This is a genomic window from Pseudomonas sp. SW-3 (assembly GCF_016615645.1).
In the GTDB taxonomy this organism is placed as follows: domain Bacteria; phylum Pseudomonadota; class Gammaproteobacteria; order Pseudomonadales; family Pseudomonadaceae; genus Aquipseudomonas; species Aquipseudomonas mandelii.
This window is the reverse complement of the sequence record NZ_CP067098.1, coordinates 3,854,094-3,877,835: the sequence shown is the minus strand read 5'-3', so window position 1 is coordinate 3,877,835 and position 23,742 is coordinate 3,854,094. Positions and strand designations below refer to the sequence as shown.

Below are 23,742 nucleotides of genomic sequence, written 5' to 3'. Positions count from 1 at the left end.
ATCCCCTAATCAGATCCCCTCATTATTCAGCCCGAGGACGCGTGATTAGAGTTGGGGTGCTTGCCCAACACCCGTCAGCCAAGATGTAAACCCAGTAGGAGCGAGGCTTGCCCGCGAAGGCGATGTGTCATTAACAATGATGTCCACTGACACTCCGCCTTCGCGGGCAAGCCTCGCTCCTACAGGTTTTGCGTTAATAGGCGGGTATTGGGCCGCTTGCACCCACAACAACAAGAGCGCCCCTCATGAACAATCCGAGTGCCGAAACCCTGCGGCTCACCGCCGCGTCTGCCACCGAGCGTCCGACCAGCGTGCGCTGGCGGATCTTCCTCATCATGTTGCTGCTGACCGCCATCAACTACATCGACCGCGCTTCGCTGTCGGTGGCCTTGCCGCTGATTTCCAGTGAGTTCCAGATCCCTCCCGCGCTGGAAGGCTTGATGCTCAGTGCGTTTTTCTGGTCGTACGCATTGATGCAGATTCCCGGCGGCATGCTGCTGGACCGTTTTCAGACCCGCCGCGTCATCGTCATCGCGACTGTCGCCTGGGGCGCCTTCCAGGCCTTGGCTGCCGGTGCGCATAACTGGATCACGCTGTTGATTACGCGCATGGGGCTGGGCATCGCCGAGTCGCCGATCATGCCGGCCGGGGCCAAACTCAACGGCGCCTGGCTGACCCCCAACGAACGCGGACGTGGCGCGGTGCTGGTCGATGGCGGCGCACCGCTGGGCAGCGCTTTCGGCGCGATCATCATTGCCGGGTTGATCGGCTGGTTCGATTCCTGGCGCATCGCCTTCGTGATCGCCGGCATCGGCACCATGCTTGCCGGTGTACTGGCGTGGAAATACATCCGCAACCATCCCAGCGAACACCCCGGTGTCAACGCGGCGGAACTGGCGCACATCACCGAAGGCAATCGCAAAGTCAGCCAACCCGGCACGGTGACCAGCATCCCCCTCAAAGAGCTGCTCAAGGACCGTTCGGTGCTGGCGATGTTCGCCGGTTACTGCTGCATTCTCAGCGTGTTCTACGGTTTGCTGACCTGGATGCCGAGCTACCTGCACCAGACCCACGGCCTGAACATTTCGAGCATGGGCGGTGCGACCTTCCTGATTTTCATGTGCGGTTTCGTCGGCGAGCTGGTCGGCGGTTATCTGGGGGATAAATGGAAAACCAGCGGCGCCTCGCCCAACCTGGTGATGCGCAGCATGTTCAGTGGTTCGGCGCTGGTCGCGGCCCTGTGCATGCTGGCGGTGGCCTATACCAATGAAGCCGACAAGGCCATCGGTCTGCTCTGCGTAGCGATGTTTTTCATTCGCTGGTGCGGCATGTACTGGTGCATTCCGTCGATCCTCGGCGGCACCTCGAAAACCGGTGTGCTGGCCGGCACCATGAACTTCTGCGGCAACATGGCCGGGGTTATCGTGCCGATCCTGATCGGATTGATCGTGCAGTTCACCGGCTCGTATTTCCTGGTGCTGATCTTCTTCGTGGTCATGGCCATGCTGCTGGCGATATTCTCCAGCCTGATCGATTATCGGGAACGAGGGCTGGCTTGACATGAGCGGAGGGCAGGTGAGCGTCGATATCGAATGCGTGGTGGTCGGCGCCGGCGTGGTTGGCCTGGCGGTGACCAGGGCGCTGGCCCGCAGCGGGCGGGAAGTGATCCTGATCGAAGCCGGCGAGGGGATTGGTGTGGGCATCAGTTCGCGCAATTCAGAAGTGATCCACGCCGGCATCTATTACCCGAGCGGCAGCCTGAAGGCGCAATTGTGCGTGGAGGGCAAGCATCGCCTGTACGCCTTTTGCGATGAGCGCGGTGTCGATTACCAGCGCCTGGGCAAGTTGATCGTGGCCACCGATGACAGCCAGTGCGCGGCCTTGCAGAGGTTGCTGGAGCAGGGCCGGCGCAATGGCGTCGATGACTTGCAATGGCTGGACGCCGGGCAGGCGCGGTCGCTTGAACCGGCGCTGTCCTGCGTCGCCGCGCTCTGGTCGCCGTCCACCGGGATCGTCGATTCCCATGCGCTGATGCTGGCGCTTCAGGCAGACGCCGAAGCCTCGGGCACCTCGATTGCCTTGCACACGCCGTTGGTGTCCGCCCGTTGCACCGAACAAGGTTTCGAATTGCACATGGGCGGCGCACAGCCGATGACCTTGACCTGTCGCGAGTTGATCAATTGCGCCGGTTTGTCCGCGCCGGAGGTGGCGAGCCGGATCGAAGGCTTGCCGTCGCAGCACGTTCCCGTGGCACGCCTGTGCAAGGGCAGTTATTTCAGTTTCAGTGGCCGGGCGCCGTTCCGGCATCTGGTGTATCCGGCACCGGAGAGCGCCGGCCTGGGCGTGCACATGACCCTCGACCTTGGCGGGCAGGCGCGTTCGGGCCGGACGTCGAATGGGTCGACCATGTCGATTACCGCGTCGATCCGCGCCGGGTCGACGGGTTCTATCAGGCCATCCGCCGCTACTGGCCGACGTTACCCGATAACAGCCTGCAACCCGCCTACAGCGGCATCCGCCCGAAGATTTCCGGCCCGATCGAACCGGCCGCCGACTTCCTCATCAGCGGCCCGGTCGAGCATGGTGTGCCGGGGTTGGTGAATCTGTTCGGCATCGAATCACCGGGCCTCACCAGCTGCCTGGCGCTGGCTGATCGGGTGGTACAACGCCTGACACCGCATTCCCTGTAGCAGCTGTCGCGTTGCGGTGAGGTGCCGGTTATCAGCGTCTGCGCTGCCAGCCGCCGAGCGGTCTATGCTTGCCAGTGTGCCCATCGTAATGGGAGAACTCTGATGATCAACATACGCACTGCCCGCATGCTTGCCGATTACAAGCAATGGGCCGACCAGCGCCTCTTTGACAGCCTGGCCGCGCTGCCGCCGGGGGAGGTCAACAAAGAGCGGGTGTCGGTGTTCAAGAACATGATCGGCACCCTGAATCACATCTATGTCGTGGACTGCATCTGGCAGGCTCACCTCGAAGGCCGAGGGCACGGCTTCAAAACCTCACACGATCTGCTCCATCCCGACCTGGCTGATTTGCGCATGGCGCAAAAGGACATCGATCACTGGTATTGCAACTGGAGCGCAAGGCAGACCGAGAGGTCGCTGGATAAACCGGTCGAGTTTACGTTCGTCTCCGGCGAGAGCGGCACCATGAGCGCCGGCGCGATGCTGCTGCACGTGGTCAATCACGCCAGTTACCACCGCGGCTGGGTGATCCAGATGTATTTCGACATCCCGGCGATGCCACCGATGACCGACCTGCCGATCTTCCTGCGCGAGACCGACCCGGCTTTCAACGCGCTCAAAGCACCGGCAACTCAGCCGACATGTGTTGCGCAATTCGCGAACGCAACCAACGTTCTGCCGGGTCGTTATCGTTGACCCCGTTCCAGACCATGGACAGTTCGGACAGCACGATGTCAAACGGCGGGTCGTCGGCCCGCAGCTGGTTGCTGCCTTCGATCAGCGCACACGCCGCGTAATCCGGCACCGTGGCCAGCAGGTCGGTGCCGGCCAGCAGGGCACGCAACCCGGCGAATTGCGGCACCGCCAGCACCACCCGCCGCGAGCGGCCGATGCGCGCCAGATCGTTGTCGATAGCACCGGTCAAGTCTCCGGAAAAAGACACCAGTGCATGAGGGCGTTCGCAATACTCATCCAGGGTCAGGGGGCCGGGACGGTTATCGCCACGCAGAATCTTCACGCTCAGGTCCCGCAATTTCTTGCGCTTGGCATTGGCCGGCAGCTCCGTGGTGTAACTGATCCCGACGGAAATCTCCCCGGAGGCGAGCATCGGTGACATCAGCAAGTAATTCACCCTTCGCACCACCACCACGACGTTCTGCGCCTCTTCGCGTATTTGCTTGAGCAGCGGCGGAAACAGACCGAACTCGGCGTCGTCGGACAAGCCGATGCGGAACACATCGCGGCTGGTGGACGGGTCGAAATCCTTGGCCCGGCTGACCGCGCCGGAAATGGTGTCCATCGCCGGCTGCAACTCCTTGAGAATCGCCAACGCCCGTTGGGTCGGCTCCAACACCCGACCGTTGCGCACCAGCAGCGGGTCGTCGAACAGATCGCGCAACTTGGCCAGCGAAGCACTGACAGCGGGCTGACCGAGGAACAGTTTCTCCCCGGCCCGGGTCAGGTTCTTCTCGAACATCAACGTTTCGAAAATCACCAGCAGGTTCATGTCCACGCGGCGCAGGTCGTTGCGGTTCATTGCGGCGTTCTCGCTGGGGTTCAGGGTCTTTTCAGTAAAGCATCAAACCCGAGCGATGCGACGGTGACCCTCGATGACAGTAAGGAGCGGGGGTATAGTCATTTGTCTGTTTGGCACCGCGTAATCCGGATAGATACTGCCCAAGGGGATGACTGCCATTCATCTGGAAACATACCCAACCTGTTATTTCTGACAGTAGCCAACCGCCCTTTCTAACACCTTAAATAACTCCGTCGCCCAGCCCCCCTCGACAGGAGTCTCCCCCATGCTCGTGCAACCCGTCCGTCACCCCTTTTCCATGCTGCTGCGTGAACCAGAAATCCCCGGTGCCCGTCTACTGGACTCTTCCACTGACGTCTGGGCAATCAACCGCGCCGCCGCCCTGGACAACTTCCCCATCAACGGGCTCAAAGTCTACGTCCCGGCCTGGTCAAGCATGGGCAAAGGCGACAAGGTCGAGCTGCAGTTCGACGACCAGGTGGTCAATCAGCACATCATCACCGACGACGCCGAAGTCGGTCAGCGGGTGACCTTGTGGGTCGAGCCCAGGCATTGGCTGACCGGGGCGCACACGCTGGCGTACCGGGTGACCCGTTTCAATCAGGGCGCCGAGACGTTTACGCCGGCGCTCAAGCTCTACGCCAAGCTGGAGATTCCTGCGGGCCAGGACACGGACGACACCCCAGGCAGCCACTCGAACCTGTACCTGTTCATCGATCCGGCCATCGTCGAGAACATCGTCGACAAGGAGATCGCCGCGGCCGGGGTGGACATCATCATTCGGGCCGAGTCCGGGACCGGCGTGCCTTATCCGGATGCGGCGGTGGGCGATGTCATGGTGCTGAGCTGGGGCGGTGTGCTCGTGGAATCCGCGCCGCTGACTGCCGAGCAGATCAGCGACCCGGCCACTCACCCGATCGTGATCCACGTCGACGAAGCCACCATCCTGGACGCGGGCGACACCGACATCTCCGGGCTGGCGGTCACCTTCCGCGTGCGCGATGTGGTGCACAATTATTCGCAAGACTGGTGCAAGGCCACGCGGCTGGTGGTCATGACCGGCGTCGATTTTCTGGACGCACCGGTCGTCCAGGAGGCCGTGAACAACGTTCTCGACCTCGATGCGCTGGGCGAAGATGACATCACGGGCGAGGTCTGGGCCAAAGGGCCGGCGTTCGAGCAGGACGACCGCATCATCCTGAAGATGCGCGGCACCACCGTGGACAACGAGGCCGTGGAAGTCATCGCGCCGGCCCAGACGGTCGACAACCTGCCGCATACTTACAAAGTCATCCTGTCCAACGCCGACGTGCGCCAACTGGCCAAAACCCAGGTGACCTTTTCCTATCGCGTAGAGCGCCCGGGCGTGACCGACCCCCTGCCGTCCAAGGGGCAATTTGTCACCTTCATCGGCGAACCGAAACACCTGGCCGCGCCCAAGGCCGAAGATGAACAAAACGGCGCGATTGATCCGGACCTGCCTCACCCTCGCGTGCGGATTCCGTTCGATCCGATCATGCAGCAGGGCATGGCCATCGACCTCATCTGGGCCGGCACCCGCCCGGATACCGGCAGCTACACCCCTGAGCTGGATTGGTATTTTCCAACCTGGGAAGAGATCGAAGCCCAGCAAGATTTCTTCATCGCGGTGGACGGCAGGCACCTGAAAACCCTGGAAGGCGGCACGCTGGAGCTGTCGTACTACCTGCTCCGCGAAGGCCCGAACGGTGAAGTCATCCGCCGCGAATCGCTGCATGCGGCGCTGCTGCAGGTGGGCGAGCCGCAACTCGAACTGGTCAAACCCATCGTCCTCGGTGAACAGGACGGAGCGCTGGAGCCCGGGGACCTGCCCGGCGGCATCGGCAAACTGACCGCGCCAAGGCCGACCGTCAAACCGACCCAATCCGGTGACATCGTGACCTACACCTGGACGGGTGAAGTCACGGGTACCACGGAAGACTCCGTCACCCTCAACGGGCTGTCCAAAGACAAGGATGTGAATTTCACCCTCAACGCCACGTTTGTCGCCGAACACATCGAGCCGAACCGCGGCAAGAAGGTGACGGTGAGTTACCGGATCTGGCGGGCGGCGACGAGCGAGACGAGTTATTCGAATGTGCTGGAATTTGGGGTTGGCCAGGCGATTGGCCAACTGTTACCCCCGGCCGTGAAAGAAGCGGACGGCGGCACCCGCCTTGATCCGTTGAATGCCCAGACCCATCTGACCGCCGTCGTCAACTACGACGGCATGCTGGTCGGCGACCAGATCTCTGTAAAGTGGACCGGTGCCGACGGCACGCTGCCCGAGGGTTCGCACACCACCGCACCGTGGCCTGTGACCACGCTCGGGCCGCAGGAGATACCGTTGGAGCCTAAGGTGGTCGCCTTCAGCCTCGGCAAAGCGATAACGGTGAACTACAAGGTAACTCGCGGCAGCAGCCCCATGCCCTCGGACACCCTGACGTTATCGGTACTGCCACTGCCGGAAAACGTGCTCGACAAACCATTGATCCTCCAGGCCGCGGACAACGGTGAAGGGGCCGAATTCGACGTCAGCCAGCTGACCGCCAACGCGGTGATCCAGGTTAACGCCTGGCCGTTCATTGCGCTGAAACAGTTCGTCTGGTTGCGGGTGCAAGGCACCAACAATGACGACAGTCCCTACGCCCAGACATTTTGGCAGCCGCCTCTCTCGCAAACCAACGAAACTTGGATTACCCAGGGCTTTTACACGCATCCGATTCCATTCAATGAATTGAAAAACCTGAAGGACGGGAGCGAACTGAAAGTTGAGTTCAAGGCAGGGTTGAGTGGCAGTCAGGATGAAAACAATGCGCTGCTGTTTCAGGTGCGTACCTACACGGTCAAGGCTGTGGAGGATGTGAAACCTGCGATCACCCGTGTGACCGATTCCAATGGGGATGAGATCGCAGAAGGCGGGAGAACGGTTGATACCAGCATCACGCTGACCGGCAGATCCAAAAAAGGACAGAGAGTCGACGTGCTCGACGGTACGGTCTCCAAAGGTCAGCCGACGGCGGATCCGGTGACGGGGATCTGGACGTTGTTGGTAACCGGGTTGAGTGTGGCAGCTCACAGTTTTACCGCCAAGGCGCTGTACGGTTCGGGTCAGGTTTCGGAGGCCAGGACGTTGACGGTTACCACACACCCAGCATTGATAGTGAATACTGACCCTGTCGGATTGAGTGCTCCGAATGTATCGATCACCGGCACTTCAATCCCATGGACGCTCACAGGGGCCGACCCGATAGGTACTTGCGAGAGACGTTCCGCGACCGGCGGTGTGCCTCCTTATACCTACACTTCGACCCAGCACCTCATAGCCTCGGTTGACAACAGCGGAATGATACGAAGTGAGGGGAATGGGAAGGCGACCATCGTCGTGTCGGACGCCGTAGGCCAAACAAGTGAAATACTCGTCACCTGTTCCAATGTTGCGAGCTACATCATCTCGCCGGCGCTCGTAAACTTACCCGCCTATGAGTCATGGCGAATTTCACAGGGGGCACTCCCAGTAGTCGACATCAGAAGTGACGTCATTCACAGATCAATACTCAACATTAAATATAGCTATAGTTTTGAGAGCAATATCGAAGATTCATTCATCGCAGGCAACTATCTCGGGAGGGAAGAAGAAGCAGCCGTTCTATCATATCGCAGGCCTGGTCAGTGGCACTCTTCAGGCCCCGTCTTCGATGACTATTTATATGGAATCGCGTTTTTGATCCGCCCAGCTCAGCCTTAGGAAATTGCCTCAAGTAACGTGTTGTGAGTCAGAGCGTTAGTACAACAAAACATTAACTCGAACTGAAGAAAAGGAAACGTATTTATTCATTAAAAAGGGGACAGATCTATTTATCTGTCCGCTGTGCCGCGAAGCGGCCCCAGGAAAATGGGACCGCTGCACAATTCAACGTCAGTTATTCACTCACCGCAGAGCGGCACTTATATGGGCAGATCGATCTTATCCAACACCCGGTTCGCCGTGATCTCCGCCATCATGATGCTGTTGGAAATCCCCAGCAGGGCGTAGCGCGTCTCTCCCTCCAGGTGATCCACCAACTGATGGACCATCACGTCGACCGAGGCGAGTATTTCGACCAGATAAACCGCCAGGGTTTCGGCCGTGGCCTCGGGGTCTACGGAGAACAGAGTGCTGCGTGTGCGTGGGGTGGCTTTGATGTCGGCGTTCGATGGGAAGTGGAAGTCGAGGGCGCGCTCGGCGGCTTCGTTGAGCTTTTTTGAATCGGGTTCGTAGGGGGAGACCGGATCGGTGTCCGGTGGGTTGGGCGTTACTTTGAACATATGCTGAGTTTCCAAATTGGGTGCCACCCCTCTTGCGACTAAACGTAAGGGGAGGCAGCTGCACGCAGGTTAGTCGACCGGGAAACTCAGCAATCCGGCGCGCCCGAAAGCGCCCTGCGTACAGCCACCATCAGATACAGGAATGAAAGACCTGCATGACAGATGCACGCACAACTGAGTTAACGCGGGCGACTAAACCCGATCACTGATGAGCAGTGACGGGAATCAAGTTACCGAGCGGCCCCACGGCGCACAAGCCGGCGGATTCTGGCGCAGCCGTAGGCAACGGCGCAAGGATTTGTAGCTTTCAGGACGTATCTTCGAGAGTGTTTAAACAAACACCGTTTCACGCTTAAACAGACGAGCGCGATAAGTGGCCGGATGTGTTCATACACAACACTCTGTGGCGAGGGAGCAAGCTCCCTCGCCACAGGGACTCGGTCAGGCCAACTCCACCTCTGGACAATGCATCGCATTGGACGCCAGCAAATCGGCAATCTCATCCTCAGAAAAGTCGAACTCACGCAACACCGACCGCGAGTGCTGGCCATTCTCCGGCGCCGGCGCATACGGTGTTTGCGCGGCTTCGAGGCTGTTGACCGGAAACCCCGGTACCCGAACCACGCCATGCTGCGGGTGGTGCAGTTCCACGAGCATGCCATTGCTGGCGATCTGCGGATGGGCCAGCACGTCGTTGTAATCGCTGACCCTGGAGCAAAGGATGTCGGCCTCGCGCAGCACCGCTAGCCAATGGGCCACCGGCCGGGTGTGGAACACGTCGGTCAGTGCCGCGCACATGGCTTCACGGTTAACCACGCGTTGCGCCGAGCTGGCGAAACGCGGGTCGTCGATCCACTCCGGGTGCCCGAGCACCCTGCTCAGGGTCGGCCAGCGATTGCCGTTGTACGCCGCGACCATCAACCAGCCATCCGCCGCCTCAAAGGCTTCGTTCGGAGCAGAGTAGGGCGCGGCGCTGCCGATGCGGGTCGGCAGCTTGCCGTCGCAGAGGAAGCTCGCCAGCGACGCTTGTTGCAGTGCCAGGGCCGAGTTCATCAGGCTGACGTCGAGGTGGCCGCCCAGGCCGTCCTTTTCTCGGGCATGCAGCTTGGCCAACACGGCCATGCATGCCATATAACCGGTGACCACATCCACCACCGGCGCTTGCACCTTGGAGGGCGCCGAGTTCGGCGTGCCGATCAGGCTCATCAGGCCGGAATCGGCTTGCAGAATGCCGTCGACGCCCGCCCGGTCGGCATACGGTCCTTCCTGCCCGTAGGCGGAAATCGAGCAGTAGATCAGGTCCGGTTTCAGTGCAGCCAGGTCCTCATAACCCAGTCCCAGTCGAGCCATGACGCCAGGGCGCATGCTTTCGACCAGTACGTCGGCTTGCAGCACCAGTCGTTTGATCACTGCGGCGCTGTCCGGGTGTTTCAGGTCCAGGCTCATACCCAGCTTGCCGCGATTGAACGCGTGATACAGCGCGCTATCCTCGCCAACCCACGCCGGGCCGAGGGTACGGCCCAGTTCGCCTTCGTGGGATTCGATCTTGATCACCCGCGCGCCCATGTCGGCCATCAGCATGGTTGCCGTGGGGCCGGCGGCGATCTGGGTGAAATCGAGGACGGTCAGACCGTCCAGAGCGGTGCGTAACATGTTCGCCTCCTCGGGCGCTTCAGCGGCCCGTGTAATGCGGTGCGCGTTTTTCGGCAAACGCCTGCCGGCCTTCGAGACGATCCTCGGTGTCGCGCAACACGCCCCAATACAATTCGGTCAAACGCTGGGCGTCGCTGTCGCTCAAGTGCGCGGTACTGCGGGCCAGGGTTTGCAAGGCCTGGATCGCCAGCGGTGCCTGGCGGGCAATCTGCTCGGCCAGGATCATCGCCCGATGCAACAGGGCCTCGTGGCTGTCCAGACGCTCGGAGATCAAGCCAATAGCGCAGGCCTGCCACGCATCGATGCGCGACCCGGTTAACGCCATCTGCATCGCATGGGCGGGCGGCACCGCGCGCATCAAACGATGCAGGCCGCTGACCGCCGGAATCGATCCGACGGCGGCTTCCGGCAGACCGAACGTCGCACTGGCACTGGCAATGCGCAGGTCGCATTGCAACGCCAGCTCCAGGCCGCCGCCCAGGCAATGGCCATTGATGGCGGCAATCAGCGGCTTGTGCAGGTCGAGGTCGGCAAGGTCCATCTGGCGGATGTAAAGCCCGGCGTCTGCGGCGGGTTCGTTGGCCAGGAACAGCGCCTCGGCATAGGAGGCCGAGGAGGCCCGCGTACTTTTCAGGTCGGCGCCGACGCAAAACGCCCGTTCACCGCTGCCGGTGATCACGGCCACACGCAGTTCCCGGCGGTCGCGTACTTCACGTAGATGGCCGCGCAAGGCCTGGAGGGAATCCAGGTCCAGCGCATTCAGGGCTTGCGGGCGGTCGATCGTAATCAGGGCCACAGGGCCGTGGACTTCCAAAGTGACTGACATGGCGTCCACCTCACACGCTGGCCGAGGACAGACTGCGTCCGCCGCACACATACAGGGTTTGCCCGGTGACGTAGCTGCTGGCCGGGGCGAGGAAAAACTCCACGGCATTGGCAATGTCGTCCGGGGTGCCGATGCGTTTTACCGGCACCGTGTCCTTGAGTTTTGCCTGCACCTCAGGCGTGAAACTCTGGAACAGCGGCGTATCGACGATGCCCGGGGCGATGGCGTTGACGGTGATGCCTTTGGCCGCGAACTCGATGGCCAGGCTACGGGTCAGACTGACCACGCCGCCCTTGGCCGCCGAGTAATTGGCCTGGCCGAAACCGCCCAGCCAGGCCCGAGACGACATGTTGACGATGCGTCCGAAGCCTTTCTCCAGCATCAGTGGCAGGGCCGCTTTGCAGCAGAGAAATTGCGCCCGCAGATTGGTGTCCACCACCAGGTCCCAGTCCTGTTCGGTCATGTTCAGGAAGCGTTTGTCGCGGACCACGCCGGCGTTGTTCACCAGAAAATCCAGGCGACCGTGGGCTTCGTGGATCTGCGTGAAGGCGGCGTTGACCGACTCGCCTTCGGTCAGGTCCAGCGCAATTCCGGCGACCTTCAAGTCTTCGGCGTTCATCGCGCTGACACTGCTGTTCAGCGCCTGTTCGTCGCGATCCAGCAGGTAGACAAACACCCCCTTGATGCGCCAGTCGTTGGGCAATGGTCAGGCCGATCCCGCGAGCAGCGCCGGTGACGACGGCGACCTGGCCGGCCGCAAAGTGTTGGTTGTTCATGGCTTCAGACTCCCAGGATGTGCACGGCTGACGCCGCGTGGTCGACCCCGGCGATACCGCCACCGGTGCATTGCGCCAGGCCCAGGCGCGGAGTGCCGGCTTTGGCGGCTGCCGGCGCGGCCTTGCAACTGCCAGAGCAACTCGACCATTTGCGCGACACCGGTGGCGCCCAGTGGATGACCCTTGGCCAACAGACCGCCACTTGGATTGACCGGCACCCGACCACCGAGGGCGGTGGCGCCCGAGTGCAACAGCGAGACCGCTTCGCCCGGTGCGGCCAGCCCGAGGGCTTCGTAATACAGCAGCTCGGCGATGGTGAAGGCGTCGTGCAACTCGACCACACCGATATCGGCCGGGGCGACACCGGCCTGTTCATAGGCCAGGCGTGCGGCGCGTGCGGTGATTTCGGCATCGAGAATGTCTTCGTCACCGCTCTCGCGAAGGCCCGAGACAATGATCGAACCCAGCACCTTGACGTCTTTGGCGTGGGGTCCCGGTTTGTTGCCGAGCACCAGCGCAGCGGCACCGTCCACTTGCGACGGGCAGCACTGCAACAGGGTCAGCGGGTCGGCGATCATGCGCGAGGCGAGCACCTCTTCGAGGCTGACTTCGTTGCGTTGCTGGGCGTATTCGTTGAGCGAACCGTGACGACGATTCTTCACCGCTACAGCGGCCAGATCGGCGGGCTTGGCGTCACGCTCGTGGATGAAACGGGTGGCGCGCATCGCGTAGACCGCTGGCAACACCATGCCTGCCGTGGCGTAGAGGTCGGTCATGCGGTCGTTGCGCTGCATTGGGATCATGCCGCCACCCAATGCGGTCAACTGCTCGATCCCAAACACCAGCACGCGTTCATATTGACCGGCGAGCAAGGCGTGGCGCGCCAGGTGCACCGCCGTCGCGCCGCTGGCACAGGCGTTTTCGATGTTGTAGACCGGAATCCCTTTCAGGCCCAGATCGCGCACGATCACCTGCCCGAGAATCATCCCGCCCAGCACATTGGCGCAGTACACGGCCTGAATGTCGGCCAGCTGCAAGCCGGCATCGGCCACAGCGTCAAGAATTGCGCGCTGGGCCAGTTCCGGGGCCATGACACCGGGGTGACGGCCGAAGACGGTCATGGCGCCGCCCATTACATGCATCTGGCTCATGGACGGGCCTCCTGGGACTGGAAAACGTAGCCGTAGGTGTCGTCGGCAATCACTCGGCATTTTTCGCCAATGGCCGGCACGCCGGGGGTACCGATCAGGCGCCCGAACAAACGCACCGGGCCGGGCAGGTCGACGTAGGCGAGCACGAACGGGGCGAGGCCGCTTTTCGGGCTCGGGTGCATGATGGTGAAGCTGTAGACCTGGCCCTCGACGTCTAGCACGGTGTCGTCGAACTGGTTGCTCAGCGGCGAATCGTCCGGCACGGACGGAAAGAATATTTCGCCGTTGTGGTGATGGCGCGAGGCATGCAGGCCGGGTGGCGTGGACGGCGTCCAGATGGACGTGGAAAAACTCATGATGACCTCCTGTTGTTATGGGCTTGCGAACAAGCTCTGGAGGTCATGGTCGGGCAGGGCAGAAGGCCCGACAAACGATATAAAAACCCGGTTTGGTTGAGAAAAAATCAAGCCATCGGTCAGCCTGGAATACAACACTGTAGGAGTGAGCCTGCTCGCGAAAGCGGTGTGTCAGGCGATAACAATGTCGACTGACACACCGCTTTCGCGAGCAGGCTCACTCCTACAGGGGATCTGCGGTGGAAATTAAACTCAGCCTTGGAGTTCGACGCCCGCCATCTGCTCCAGCACCTGCACCACATGGGTCATATCCCGCGCCGGGTCACCTTCGCTCAAGGCCTGATCGAAGAACTGCTTGACCACCGAAGAGGTGAAGGCCGGCACTCCGGTGTTTTCCGCCTCGGCCAGAAACAGCCGCACGTCCTTGCGCATCAAATCCAGGCGGAAGCCGAAGTCGAATTCCCGGCGCATCACGGTGCCCGCCAGGATCTGTTCGCTGGTAAAACTGCGCGCGGTGCTGGCGTTGAGCATCTCCACCATCTGCCGTGGGTCGAGCCCGGCCTTGACCCCGAATAACATCGCTTCGCTGGTGGCCACCAGAGTGGCGGCGACGATCATGTTGTTGACCAGCTTCAAGGTTTGACCTAGCCCTGGCTCGGTGCCGATGTGTTCGACCTTCTTGCCGAAGGCGGCGAATACCGATGAGCAACGCTCATAAGCGGCACGATCACCTCCAACCATCACCGACAGCGTGCCGTTCTGCGCCCCCGCGGCACCCCCGGCCAGCGGTGCATCGAGGGCGGCGATGTTGCGTTCAGACAACGCCGCTTGCAGGCGTCGGGCCAGGCTCGGACCGGTGGTGGAGTGGTCGACCAGAATGCTGACCTTTTGACCATGGATCACGCCGTCGGCACCGAGCACTACGTTTTCGACGATGTCCGGGGTTGGCACGCAGACCAGCACGATGTGCGCGTGGTCCGCCACTTCCCGAGGCGTTGCATGGCTGCGCGCACCCCGTTCAAGCAATGGCGCCAAGGCGTGGGGATTGGGATCAAACAGGTTCAGGTCAAAGCCTTTGTCGAGCAGATGGCGGGCCATTTTCTGGCCCATGGCGCCGAGGCCGATGAAACCGATGGAAGGCGTATCGGGGGTGGTCATGGCGGGTCTCTTTCTTGTGGATGGAGACCCATGCTAGACACGGTGACAAATGACCGACAAAGCAGTTTTACGCCGCAGTGCCTTGATCAAAGCTCAAGCCAGATCGCGGGTGATGCGTGCCTGTTCAAGGACCCATTCACGGAAAATTCGCAGGTCTTCGCTTTCCTCGCGGTGCTTGGGAATCAGCAGGTAGTAGGTGTAGACGCCCATGTCCACCACCTGTTCGAACGGCCGGATCAGGCTGCCGTCCTGCAGTTCCTTGTTCACCAGAAACAGCTGCGCCATGGCAATGCCCTGACCGCCGACCGCCGCCGCGTAAACCATCGACGAACTCTGATAAGTCATGCCGGCGTGGGCATCGACTTCGCGACTGACCCCGCAAGCTTCCAGCCAGTAACGCCAGTCTTCGAGGCGGGCGATCGAGTGCAGCATGGTGTAGTTGGCGATATCGGCCGGCGTCTGCAACCCTGGGCCATGCTGCAGCAGCGACGGGCTGCACACCGGGGCCAGCTGGTTATCGCTGAGCACGTGACAATTGCAGTTGGGCCACTCACCGGAGCCGAGGCGGATGGCGGCATCGATGTCTTCCTTGTAGAAGTCCACGGGCTCGAGGGAGGCGGTCAGCAGCACTTCGATCTTCGGGTTCTGCGCGTGGAAGCTTGCCAGGCGCGGGATCAGCCACTGCATGGCGAAGGTGGTGTAGGCGCGGACTTTCAGCTGACGGCGCAGCGGTGGAGACATGAGTTTTTTGGTGGCTCCGCGCAGGTCTTCGACCACCCGGGCCACCGCGCGGAAGTACTGCTCGCCGGCAGCGGTCAGGGTGATCTGGCGGTGCCCGCGCACGAACAGGTCGAGCTTGAGAAATTCTTCGAGCGTGCGGATCTGCCGGCTGACTGCGCCCGGGGTGACGTTCAATTCATCGGCGGCCAGGGTGATGCTCAAATGCCGGGCGACGGATTCGAATGCGCGGATGGCATTCAGGGGAGGCAGACGTTCCATGGTGAGCAACTCTTGTTCTTATGGGAGGAGCGGCGCGCAGTGTACGTAAACCAAAGCCTAAACCCACTTGATTAAAACTCAAGGGAGGGGCGTGTTTTTCTCGATTGTCGGTCGGCAGCGCGGCTTTCAGGATCGACCGTCACGCGCCTGTCTGGCCCGTGGCCGAACCTGACAACAATAAGAGAAACACACCCATGAACAGCCCCTTTTCCAACGCCCGGAAGGGCTTCCCGCTGGTATGGCGCCTGTCGCTGTGCAGTGCCGTCAGCACGCTGATGAACCCGGCCTGTGCCGATTTCCTTCAGGACAGCAAAAGCAGCCTGGAGCTGCGCAACTATTACTTCAATCGTGATTTTCGTCAGTCCGGCGTCGCTCAAAGCAAGGCAGAGGAATGGGCGCAGGGCTTCATCCTGCGGCTGGAATCGGGCTACACCGACGGCATGCTCGGCGTCGGGTTCGACGCTATCGGACTGGTGGGCGTCAAGCTCGATTCATCGCCGGATCGCTCCGGCACCGGGCTGCTCAATACCGAGCGTGGACCGGGTGGACGAGCCGAGGATGACTACGGCGAACTGGGCCTGACCGGCAAACTGCGCCTGGCGCGCAGCACTCTGAAAGTCGGCACCTTGCTGCCTCGGATGCCGGTGGTCATGTACAACGATTCACGCCTGCTGCCGCAAACCTTTCGCGGCGCCTGGCTCAACAGCGCGGACCTCGACAACCTGTCCCTGGACCTTGGTCGACTCGACCAGACCAACTTGCGCAACTCTTCCGACAATGAAGACATGAGCGTTTTCAACGGCGGGTCGCGCAATATCCGCCTGGGAAGCCACGCCACCAGTGACCGCTTCGACTTTGCCGGGGCCACCTACCGCTGGGTGCCGGCGCTGAGCACGGCCTATCACTACGGTGAACTGGAGGGGATATATCAGCAGCACTACCTGACCCTGAACCACAAATGGACGATCAGCGAAGACCAGACCTTGAACTCGGATTTACGCTGGGCGCGTAGCCTTGACGAGGGCAACAGCAATGTCGACAACTCGGCGCTGGGCGCGATGTTGACCTACAGCGCCCGTGGCCATGCGGTGGGCCTGGGTTATCAGCGCATGAGCGGCGACACCGGTTTCGCCAACATCAACGGCACCGACGGCTATCTGGTCAACCTGGTGCAGATCAACGATTTCGGTAACCAGGACGAACGTTCATGGCAGGCGCGCTACGACTACAACTTTGCCGCCGTGGGAATTCCCGGCCTGACCTTCATGACCCGCTATCTGTCGGGCGACGACGTCACCGTGCGCAACCGGGCGGAGGGCGGCAAGGAATGGGAGCGTGATTCCGAGTTGGGGTATGTGATCCAGAGCGGGCCGTTGAAGGACCTGGGGCTGAAGTGGAAAAACGCCAGTGCGCGGAGCAATTTCTCCAGTGATATCGATGAGAACCGCTTGATTGTGACCTACTCGTTGGCGCTTTGGTAAACCCCTAGATCTATGAACTGATGCTCACTCGTGGTGAAAGAATTACCTGTGTCGAGTGCCTCGCCACAGGTACTTCTTTCACCTCTGGAGGGCGGTGTATTTGAGGACGAAAAAAGGGTGCAGCAATGGCTGCACCCTTGGGTGTTAGACGGGACGTCAGAGGCGGATGATCACTGATTTGAGCTGCGTGTAATGCGACAACGCATCAACCCCTTGCTCACGCCCGTAACCACTTTGCTTGAACCCGCCGCACGGTGTCTGGACGAACCCGCCGCTGTATTCGTTGACCACAATCCGCCCGGCCTCAAGGTTCGCGGCCACCCGGTGCACCCGGCCAATGTCACGGCTCCAGATACCGGCCCCCAGGCCGAACTCGCTGTCGTTGGCAATACGCAACGCGTCCGCTTCATCCTTGAACGGAATCACGCACACAATCGGCCCGAAGATTTCTTCACGGGCCAGGGTCATGTCATTGGTTACGCCGGTGTAGACGGTCGGCTCGATGTACCAGCCGTTTTCAAAGCCGGGATGGCTCGCCACCTTGCCGCCGATGGCCGGGGTCAGGCCTTCGCGTTCGGCAATTGCAAAGTAGCTCTGGATTTTCTCGAACTGGGCGCGGGTGGTGATGGGACCGGACGTCGCATCGTCCTGCGGGCCGACCCGCAGATTGCCGACCTCGGCCACCAGTTTGTCGACGAAGCGATCGTAGATCGATTCCTGCACCAGCAACCGGGTCCCGGCAGCGCACCACTGTCCGCTGTTCCAGGTGAACGCGAGGGTCGAGCCTTTGGCCGCGGCGTCCAGGTCGGCATCGTCGAACACGATGTTGGCAGACTTGCCGCCCAGTTCCAGGGTCAACGGCAGGATCCGCTCCGCCGCAATATGCCCCAACTCCTGACCGGCACGAATGCCGCCAGTGAAGGAGATTTTGCGGATGTGCGGGTTATGCGCCATGGCCGGGCCGATGACGCTGCCTTTGCCGACGATCACGTTGAACACCCCCGGCGGAATTCCGGCCTCCACAGCCATGCGCGCGAGTTCCACCAGCGATGCCGAGGTGTGTTCCGACGGTTTCGCCACCACCGTGTTGCCCGTGGCCAGCGCCGGAGCAATCGCCCGGGCCGCCTGATGCAGCGGAGCGTTCCACGGCAGGATCACACCGATCACGCCGAACGGATCGCGGCGGGTGTAGACGTGGTAATTCGGGCCTTGGTTGATCACTTCACCGTCCATGACATTGACGATGCCGCCGTAGAACTCGAAGTACTGCGCCGTGAGGTCCATCAGGGTCGCCATCTCGCGCCCGGGTTTGCCGGTTTCGGCCCGTTCCAGCGCACCGAGGGTGCTTTCGCTGGCGCGGATCAAACGCCCGAAATCGTTGAGGATGCGCCCGCGGTCCGCCGGGCGCATGTCACGCCAGGCTTGCAGCGCGGCGGCGGCGGAATCGATCGCGATGGCCACATCAGCCGGGCCGCTGCTGGCCACTTCGTTGAGTTTTTCGCCGGTGCGTGGATCGATTTTGTCTTCGTACTGGCCGTCCAGCGGCGGCACGGAGCGTCCATCGATGAAGCTGTTGGTTTGCTCAAACATTGCGGGTTCTCCTCGCGAAACTTTTATTGTCGATGCGGTACATGGGGGAGGTCGTGGGCAGCCCCATGATTGCCTGCATTTACCCTCGCTCGCGCGGGCGCCTTCAACCGAGTTTTACAGGGGTATGCGTTGAGAAAACCTCAACACAGTGGGTTGATTTTTAGTCAATCGAACCGTCCTGAAAACTCGCTACACGAGAAGCTGACGGTGCTGGATATTTCTCCCGTAGCAACACTGAGGCCGCGTCTAAAGGTCAACAATAATAGCGCCCACGGGAGCCATAACCATGAGCAACTACCCTACGGTGGACAGCGAACTGCCGTCCGCATCCAACGCCACTGCCACGACTCAGAGCCAAGGTCGACAACTCAACAGTGCAGAGAAAAAAGCGATTGTCGCCGCGACCCTGGGCACCATCGTCGAGTACACAGACTGGGTCATCTATGCGACCTTTTCCTCCATTCTCGCCAAGCAGTTTTTCCCCGCCGGTGACGGGGCAACCGCTTTGCTGTCGGTGTTGGCCGTGTTCGCCGTCGGCTTCATCATGCGCCCGATCGGTGGCGCGGTGCTGGGCCAACTGGCTGACCGCTATGGTCGCAAGAAGGGCCTGACGCTATCCATCCTGCTGATGTCCGTCGCCTCTCTGGTGATCGGCATCTGCCCCAACTATGAAAGCATCGGCATTGCCGCGCCAATCATCCTGGTGCTGGCGCGGCTGGTTCAGGGCTTCTCGGCGGGCGGCGAATTCGGCTCCGCCTCGGCATTTCTGATCGAGTCGGCCCCTGCGCATCGCCGGGCCTTCGCCGGGTCGTGGCAGTGGTTTGCAATCAATGCCGGCACGCTGGTGTCCTTCCTGCTCGGCTTTGCCCTGGCGTCGATGGGCAGCGACACTGCGCTCTACGATTGGGGCTGGCGCGTCGCGTTCGTGATTGCCGCGCTGATGGGCTTGATCACCCTATGGATTCGCCTGTCGGTACGCGAAACCGAGATCTTCAAATCGCGCATCGCCAGCCACGGCAAAAAACGCCCGATTCGCGAACTGCTGTTCAGCCATCGCCGCGATGCCATGCGCGTGATCGGCATCGCCATGGCCGGCAACCTGCTCAACTACGTGTGGATGGTCAGCTATCCGAACCAGGTGCATTTGATCACCGGCATGTCGATCCGCGACACCTTGCTGGCCGGGGTGATTTCCGTTGGTGTGTCGCTGGTATTGCTGCCATTCGCCGGCAAACTGGCGGATCGCGTCGGGCGGCGTCCGGTGCTGATCGCCTTCGCCATCGCCTCGATCCTGTGGGCCTGGCCGAGCTTTGGCTTACTGCACGTCGGCATCAGCCTGATGGAAGTGACGCTGATCCAGACCGTCTCGATGGTCATCATGACCGGCTTCGGCGCCGCCTCGGCGGTGACCATGGCCGAGCAATTCCCGGCCGAGGTTCGCGTGACGGGCATCGCCTTGCCGTATGCGTTGTCGGTGACCTTGTTCGGCGGCACCGCCCCGTACCTGATGGCCGCCATGGCGGGTTGGGGGTATGGCGGGTTGTTCTGGATTTACCTGGCGGTGATCAGTGCAATCAGCGCGGTGGTTTACCTGCGGATGCCGGAGACGCGGGGGCAGCCGTTGCGTTGATCGGACATCAATGAAAAAGGGGCGGATGATCCGCCCCTTTTTCATGCCAGAAACACAAACCCTGTGGGAGCGAGCAAGCCCGCTCCCACAGAAGTGCCGTTACCTGCACGAAATGAGAAACGGCCCTTCACGGGCCGTTTTTTTCAGCGCGTCGGGAATGAAAGATCGAGACCAATCCGCACACCGCAAACAACGCACCTACCGCCGCCAGCCCTGGCCAGCCGTGATACTCGGCAGCGCTGGCCCCGAGGGCCGACCCCAACGCGCCGCCGCTGAAGTAGGTGACCATGAATACCGTGTTCAAGCGGCTGATCGCCTCGGGAGCCAAGGCCAGAATGCGCGCCTGATTGGCCAGTTGGTTGGCCCGGTTGCCGATGTCGAGCGCGGTGGCACAGGCCAGGATCAACCACCAGAAACCGCCTGCACCACCCAGATACAACGCAATGAAGGCCAGCAGCACCGCGCCGGTCCCCAGGTAGCTGAGTTTGATGCCGTAGTGTTGCGTGAGTCGGCCAAGCCAAGAGGCGGCGACGATCCCGACAATCGCCGAAAGCCCGAACAGCCCGGCCTGGCCGCTGGAGTAGTGATAAGGCTCAAGCGACAGCAACGAGGCCATCGACCCCCAGAACACGTTCAGCGCACCGAAAATCAGGCCACCGCTGACTGAGGAGCGACGCAGGGTCGGGTGGGCGCGCACCAGTTTCCACATTGACTTCATCAGGTCCAGATAGGGCAGGGTGCTGGACGGTGCGGTCACCGGCATGCGGATCATGATCGCCATGAACAGCATCACGTTCATCACGGCGGCAGCGAAGAACATGCCGCGCCAGCCGATCCAGGTGCTGACGGCGCCGCTCAAGGCCCGCGCCAACAGACCGCCGGCCGACAAACCACTGACCATCATGCCCAGCACGCTACCGCGTTGCTCCGGGGGCGCGAGGGCAGTGGCGGCGGGAATGATGATCTGCGCACTGACAGCTGACAGCCCCAGCACCACACTGGCCAGCAGCAAAAAGGAGTAGGTCGGCGCAACGGCGGAGGCGATCAGGCTGAGGAAGTTCAGGCTCAACATGCCGAGGATCAGCGAGCGCCGGGTTACGCGGTCGCCCAACGGCACAAATAGCAACAAGCCGAGGGCGTAACCGAGTTGGGTGAGCATGGCGATCTGGCCGACGTGGGCGCCCGAAATGCTGAACGTGGCGCCAATCAACGGCAGCATGGTCTGGTTGTAATAGATGGTCGCAACCGAAAAGCCGCAACACAGTGCCAGAGTGATCGCCAGGCTGGCGGGTAATGCGGTTTTACTCTCAGGCATAAGGTGTTCCCCCGTGAATGACAAGCGAGTGGCTGTTGTAGTCGGCGGAAGGGAAACGGGTCAAAGCACAAAACCGCAGGGCCGCTTGAACAAATCTCATGTGTAATAAATCAGGGACAAGCCGTACCTGTAGGAGCCAGGCTTGCCGGCGAAGGCGCACTTGAGGACGCCTTCGCCGGCAAGCCTGGCGCCAACAAAAAATCATGCAGATGCACCATCAGGGGGTGTGAACCGCCTCCGATTCGGTCAGCACCTTCCTGAACGTCTCCACCAGCGGCCGCAAATTGATCCGGTGCCACGCCGCCCACAAGGGCGTGGTAAACGAAATCCACGGCACTTCCCGCAGCACCACACCCGGCGGCGCATTGCGGCTCAAGCCTTTCTGAATCATCGCAATGCCCAGCCCCGACGCCACCAGCCCCAGCGCAGTGAAGGGCTCGGTGGCTTCCATGCGGATGTCCGGGGTGAAACCGGCGCGGATGCAGGCGCTGACGAAGTCTTCGCGGCTGGCGCAGTTCTGTCGGTGTTGCACGCCGATCCATTCCTGATTGGCCAGGTCGGCCGGGGTCAGTGTGGCCTGGTGGGCGAGGGGATGGTGTTCGGGCAGGGCCAGTAGCATCGGGTCGTCCAGCACCTGAAACCCCAGCAGGTCCGGGTCGTCGGCGACGGGCGGTTCACTGACCAGGGCGATATCCAGACTACGCTGGCGCAGGCCTTCGAGTTGTTCGGCGGAACTCAGGTTGTACAACGCAACGTGCACGTTCGGCCGGTCGACGCGCAGCACCCGCAGGGCATTGGGCAGCACGCCAGCGTGCATGGCGTTTTCGATGTAGCCGATGCACAGGCCGCCTTCTTCGCCGCGACCGAGGCGTTTGCCCAGGGATTCGAGGCGGCTGGCATGGGTCAGGAGGGCGCGAGTTTCGGCGAGGAAGGTCTGGCCGTCGCGGGTCAGGCGGATGCGCTGCTGGCTGCGCTCGAACAGGGTCAGGCCCAGGCGTTCTTCAAGCTGGGCGATCTGCCGGCTCAAGGGTGATTGGGAGATGTGCAAGCGTTCGGCGGCGCGACCGACGTGTTCTTCTTCGGCGACGGCGACGAAGTAGCGCAATTGGCGGATGTCGATCATGTAAGACCTATAGGGACTCAAGTGCTGCGCATTATGTCTTGGACGGTCCGATCATCGCAATCTAGGATCTGCCAAACGGTCACTCAGCTGACCTCTGACACTGACGAGGATTTGAACCATGAGCTTGAAAGACAAACTGCCCGGCGCGCTGGGTTTCGGCACGGCCCCGTTGGGCAACATGTTCCGCGCCATTCCTGAAGACGAGGCGCGGGCCACCGTTCACGCGGCCTGGGATGCCGGCGTTCGCTACTTCGACACCGCGCCGTTTTACGGTTCGGGCCTGTCGGAGATTCGCCTGGGTGCTGCACTGGCCCAATACAACCGCGACGACTACGTGCTGAGCAGCAAAGTCGGCCGGGTCATCCTCGATGAAGTCGAAGATGCATCGGCCCGTGACCTGGGCGAAAAGAGCGGGGTGTTCGAACACGGCCGCCCGAACAAAATCGTCAACGACTACAGCGCCGACGCCACGATGCGCTCCATCGAAGACAGCCTCAAGCGCCTGCAAACCGATCGCCTGGACATCGTCTGGGTGCATGACATCGCCCAGGATTTTTACGGCGACCAGTGGCTGGAATACTTCAACCAGGCCCGCACCGGCGCGTTCAAAGTGCTGACCCGTTTGCGTGAAGAAGGCGTGATCAAGGGTTGGGGCCTGGGCGTGAACAAGGTCGAACCTTGCGAGCTGACCCTTGATCTGACCGAAGCCCAACCGGACGGTTTTCTGCTGGCGGGTCGCTACACTCTTCTCGACCACGACCGGGCCTTGCAACGTCTGATGGACGCGGCCTTGGCGCAGAACGTCGAAATCGTGGTCGGCGGCCCCTACAGCTCGGGCATTCTGGCCGGTGGAACCCATTTCGAATACCAGAAAGCCAGCCCGGCGATCGTCGACAAAGTCGAGCAGATCAAACGCATCGCGGCGGCCCACGGTGTCGACATCAAGGCCGCTGCGCTGCAGTTCTCACTGGCTAACCCGGCCGTGGCTGCGGTGATTCCGGGCTCCAGCCGTCCGGACCGGATTGCCGAAGATGTTGCGGCACTGTCGGCCGTGATCCCCGCTGCATTCTGGCAGGCGATGCGTGACGCGAAACTGGTGAGCGAACGCGCGCCATTGCCCCTCTGAGGAGT

General features: G+C 61.5%; 18 protein-coding genes and 1 pseudogene. 7 read left to right on the top strand and 12 right to left on the bottom strand.

The annotated features are described in order from the left end of the window. The first annotated feature begins 245 nt into the window (after window positions 1-245). The 3 genes and pseudogenes from JIO00_RS17270 to JIO00_RS17260 all read left to right on the top strand — a co-directional run bounded on the left by JIO00_RS17270 (window position 246) and on the right by JIO00_RS17260 (window position 3,386). Complete coding sequence (locus tag JIO00_RS17270) at window positions 246-1,559, top strand: MFS transporter (protein WP_200666389.1); 1,314 nt, start codon at window positions 246-248, stop codon at window positions 1,557-1,559. Between the two features lie 16 nt (window positions 1,560-1,575). Then, window positions 1,576-2,690, top strand: a pseudogene (locus tag JIO00_RS17265) (NAD(P)/FAD-dependent oxidoreductase). Between the two features lie 102 nt (window positions 2,691-2,792). Continuing rightward, window positions 2,793-3,386, top strand: a complete 594-nt coding sequence (locus JIO00_RS17260; RefSeq protein ID WP_200666387.1) for a DinB family protein — start codon at window positions 2,793-2,795, stop codon at window positions 3,384-3,386. Here JIO00_RS17260 and JIO00_RS17255 read toward each other — a convergent pair. Continuing rightward, window positions 3,307-4,227, bottom strand: coding sequence for a LysR substrate-binding domain-containing protein (locus JIO00_RS17255; protein ID WP_010455251.1), 921 nt, complete (start codon window positions 4,225-4,227; stop codon window positions 3,307-3,309). The genes JIO00_RS17260 and JIO00_RS17255 overlap by 80 nt on opposite strands. Before the next feature lie 265 nt (window positions 4,228-4,492). Here JIO00_RS17255 and JIO00_RS17250 point away from each other — a divergent pair, with 265 nt between their 5' ends. Next, complete coding sequence (locus tag JIO00_RS17250) at window positions 4,493-7,993, top strand: hypothetical protein (protein WP_200666386.1); 3,501 nt, start codon at window positions 4,493-4,495, stop codon at window positions 7,991-7,993. A 200-nt stretch (window positions 7,994-8,193) separates the two neighbouring features. Here the strand turns inward: JIO00_RS17250 and JIO00_RS17245 are convergent, their stop codons facing one another. From JIO00_RS17245 to gcvA, 8 genes are all read right to left on the bottom strand, one after another. Further along, window positions 8,194-8,553, bottom strand: a complete 360-nt coding sequence (locus JIO00_RS17245) for a DUF6124 family protein (RefSeq protein ID WP_083376491.1) — start codon at window positions 8,551-8,553, stop codon at window positions 8,194-8,196. A gap of 441 nt (window positions 8,554-8,994) precedes the next feature. After that, entirely contained in the window at window positions 8,995-10,206 is a 1,212-nt protein-coding gene (locus tag JIO00_RS17240; protein ID WP_102595069.1) for a CaiB/BaiF CoA transferase family protein, read from the bottom strand. Between the two features lie 19 nt (window positions 10,207-10,225). Then, a complete protein-coding gene (locus JIO00_RS17235) occupies window positions 10,226-11,032 on the bottom strand; it encodes an enoyl-CoA hydratase/isomerase family protein (RefSeq protein WP_102595070.1) in 807 nt (268 codons plus the stop codon). A gap of 10 nt (window positions 11,033-11,042) precedes the next feature. Beyond that, entirely contained in the window at window positions 11,043-11,735 is a 693-nt protein-coding gene (locus JIO00_RS17230) for an SDR family NAD(P)-dependent oxidoreductase (protein WP_234452895.1), read from the bottom strand. Window positions 11,736-11,804: 69 nt separating this feature from the next. Next, entirely contained in the window at window positions 11,805-12,959 is a 1,155-nt protein-coding gene (locus tag JIO00_RS17225) for a thiolase family protein (RefSeq protein ID WP_234452894.1), read from the bottom strand. Beyond that, entirely contained in the window at window positions 12,956-13,315 is a 360-nt protein-coding gene (locus JIO00_RS17220; protein ID WP_010455240.1) for a Zn-ribbon domain-containing OB-fold protein, read from the bottom strand. Before JIO00_RS17220 ends, JIO00_RS17225 begins: the two co-directional genes overlap by 4 nt. Window positions 13,316-13,567: 252 nt before the next feature. Then, entirely contained in the window at window positions 13,568-14,473 is a 906-nt protein-coding gene (locus tag JIO00_RS17215; protein WP_010455238.1) for an NAD(P)-dependent oxidoreductase, read from the bottom strand. Between the two features lie 93 nt (window positions 14,474-14,566). Beyond that, on the bottom strand, window positions 14,567-15,472 hold the full coding sequence (gcvA, locus tag JIO00_RS17210) for a transcriptional regulator GcvA (RefSeq protein ID WP_010455236.1): 906 nt from the start codon (window positions 15,470-15,472) through the stop codon (window positions 14,567-14,569). Between the two features lie 194 nt (window positions 15,473-15,666). Here gcvA and JIO00_RS17205 point away from each other — a divergent pair, with 194 nt between their 5' ends. Continuing rightward, a complete protein-coding gene (locus JIO00_RS17205) occupies window positions 15,667-16,953 on the top strand; it encodes an OprD family porin (protein WP_154913341.1) in 1,287 nt (428 codons plus the stop codon). Between the two features lie 156 nt (window positions 16,954-17,109). Here JIO00_RS17205 and JIO00_RS17200 read toward each other — a convergent pair whose 3' ends face one another. After that, window positions 17,110-18,543, bottom strand: a complete 1,434-nt coding sequence (locus tag JIO00_RS17200) for an aldehyde dehydrogenase family protein (protein WP_010455232.1) — start codon at window positions 18,541-18,543, stop codon at window positions 17,110-17,112. 286 nt (window positions 18,544-18,829) lie between these two features. On the opposite strand from JIO00_RS17200, the gene JIO00_RS17195 reads away from it, so the two are divergent. Further along, window positions 18,830-20,173, top strand: coding sequence for an MFS transporter (locus JIO00_RS17195; RefSeq protein WP_010455230.1), 1,344 nt, complete (start codon window positions 18,830-18,832; stop codon window positions 20,171-20,173). 127 nt (window positions 20,174-20,300) lie between these two features. Here JIO00_RS17195 and JIO00_RS17190 read toward each other — a convergent pair whose 3' ends face one another. Together JIO00_RS17190 and JIO00_RS17185 are read right to left on the bottom strand one after the other, a co-directional pair. Next, a complete protein-coding gene (locus JIO00_RS17190; RefSeq protein ID WP_200666384.1) occupies window positions 20,301-21,488 on the bottom strand; it encodes an MFS transporter in 1,188 nt (395 codons plus the stop codon). Window positions 21,489-21,705: 217 nt separating this feature from the next. Further along, window positions 21,706-22,611: a LysR substrate-binding domain-containing protein gene (locus JIO00_RS17185; RefSeq protein ID WP_010455227.1), complete on the bottom strand. Its 906-nt coding sequence runs from the start codon at window positions 22,609-22,611 to the stop codon at window positions 21,706-21,708. Window positions 22,612-22,729: 118 nt separating this feature from the next. On the opposite strand from JIO00_RS17185, the gene JIO00_RS17180 reads away from it, so the two are divergent. Next, window positions 22,730-23,737, top strand: a complete 1,008-nt coding sequence (locus JIO00_RS17180; protein WP_077749321.1) for an aldo/keto reductase — start codon at window positions 22,730-22,732, stop codon at window positions 23,735-23,737. The last annotated feature ends 5 nt before the right edge of the window (window positions 23,738-23,742 follow it).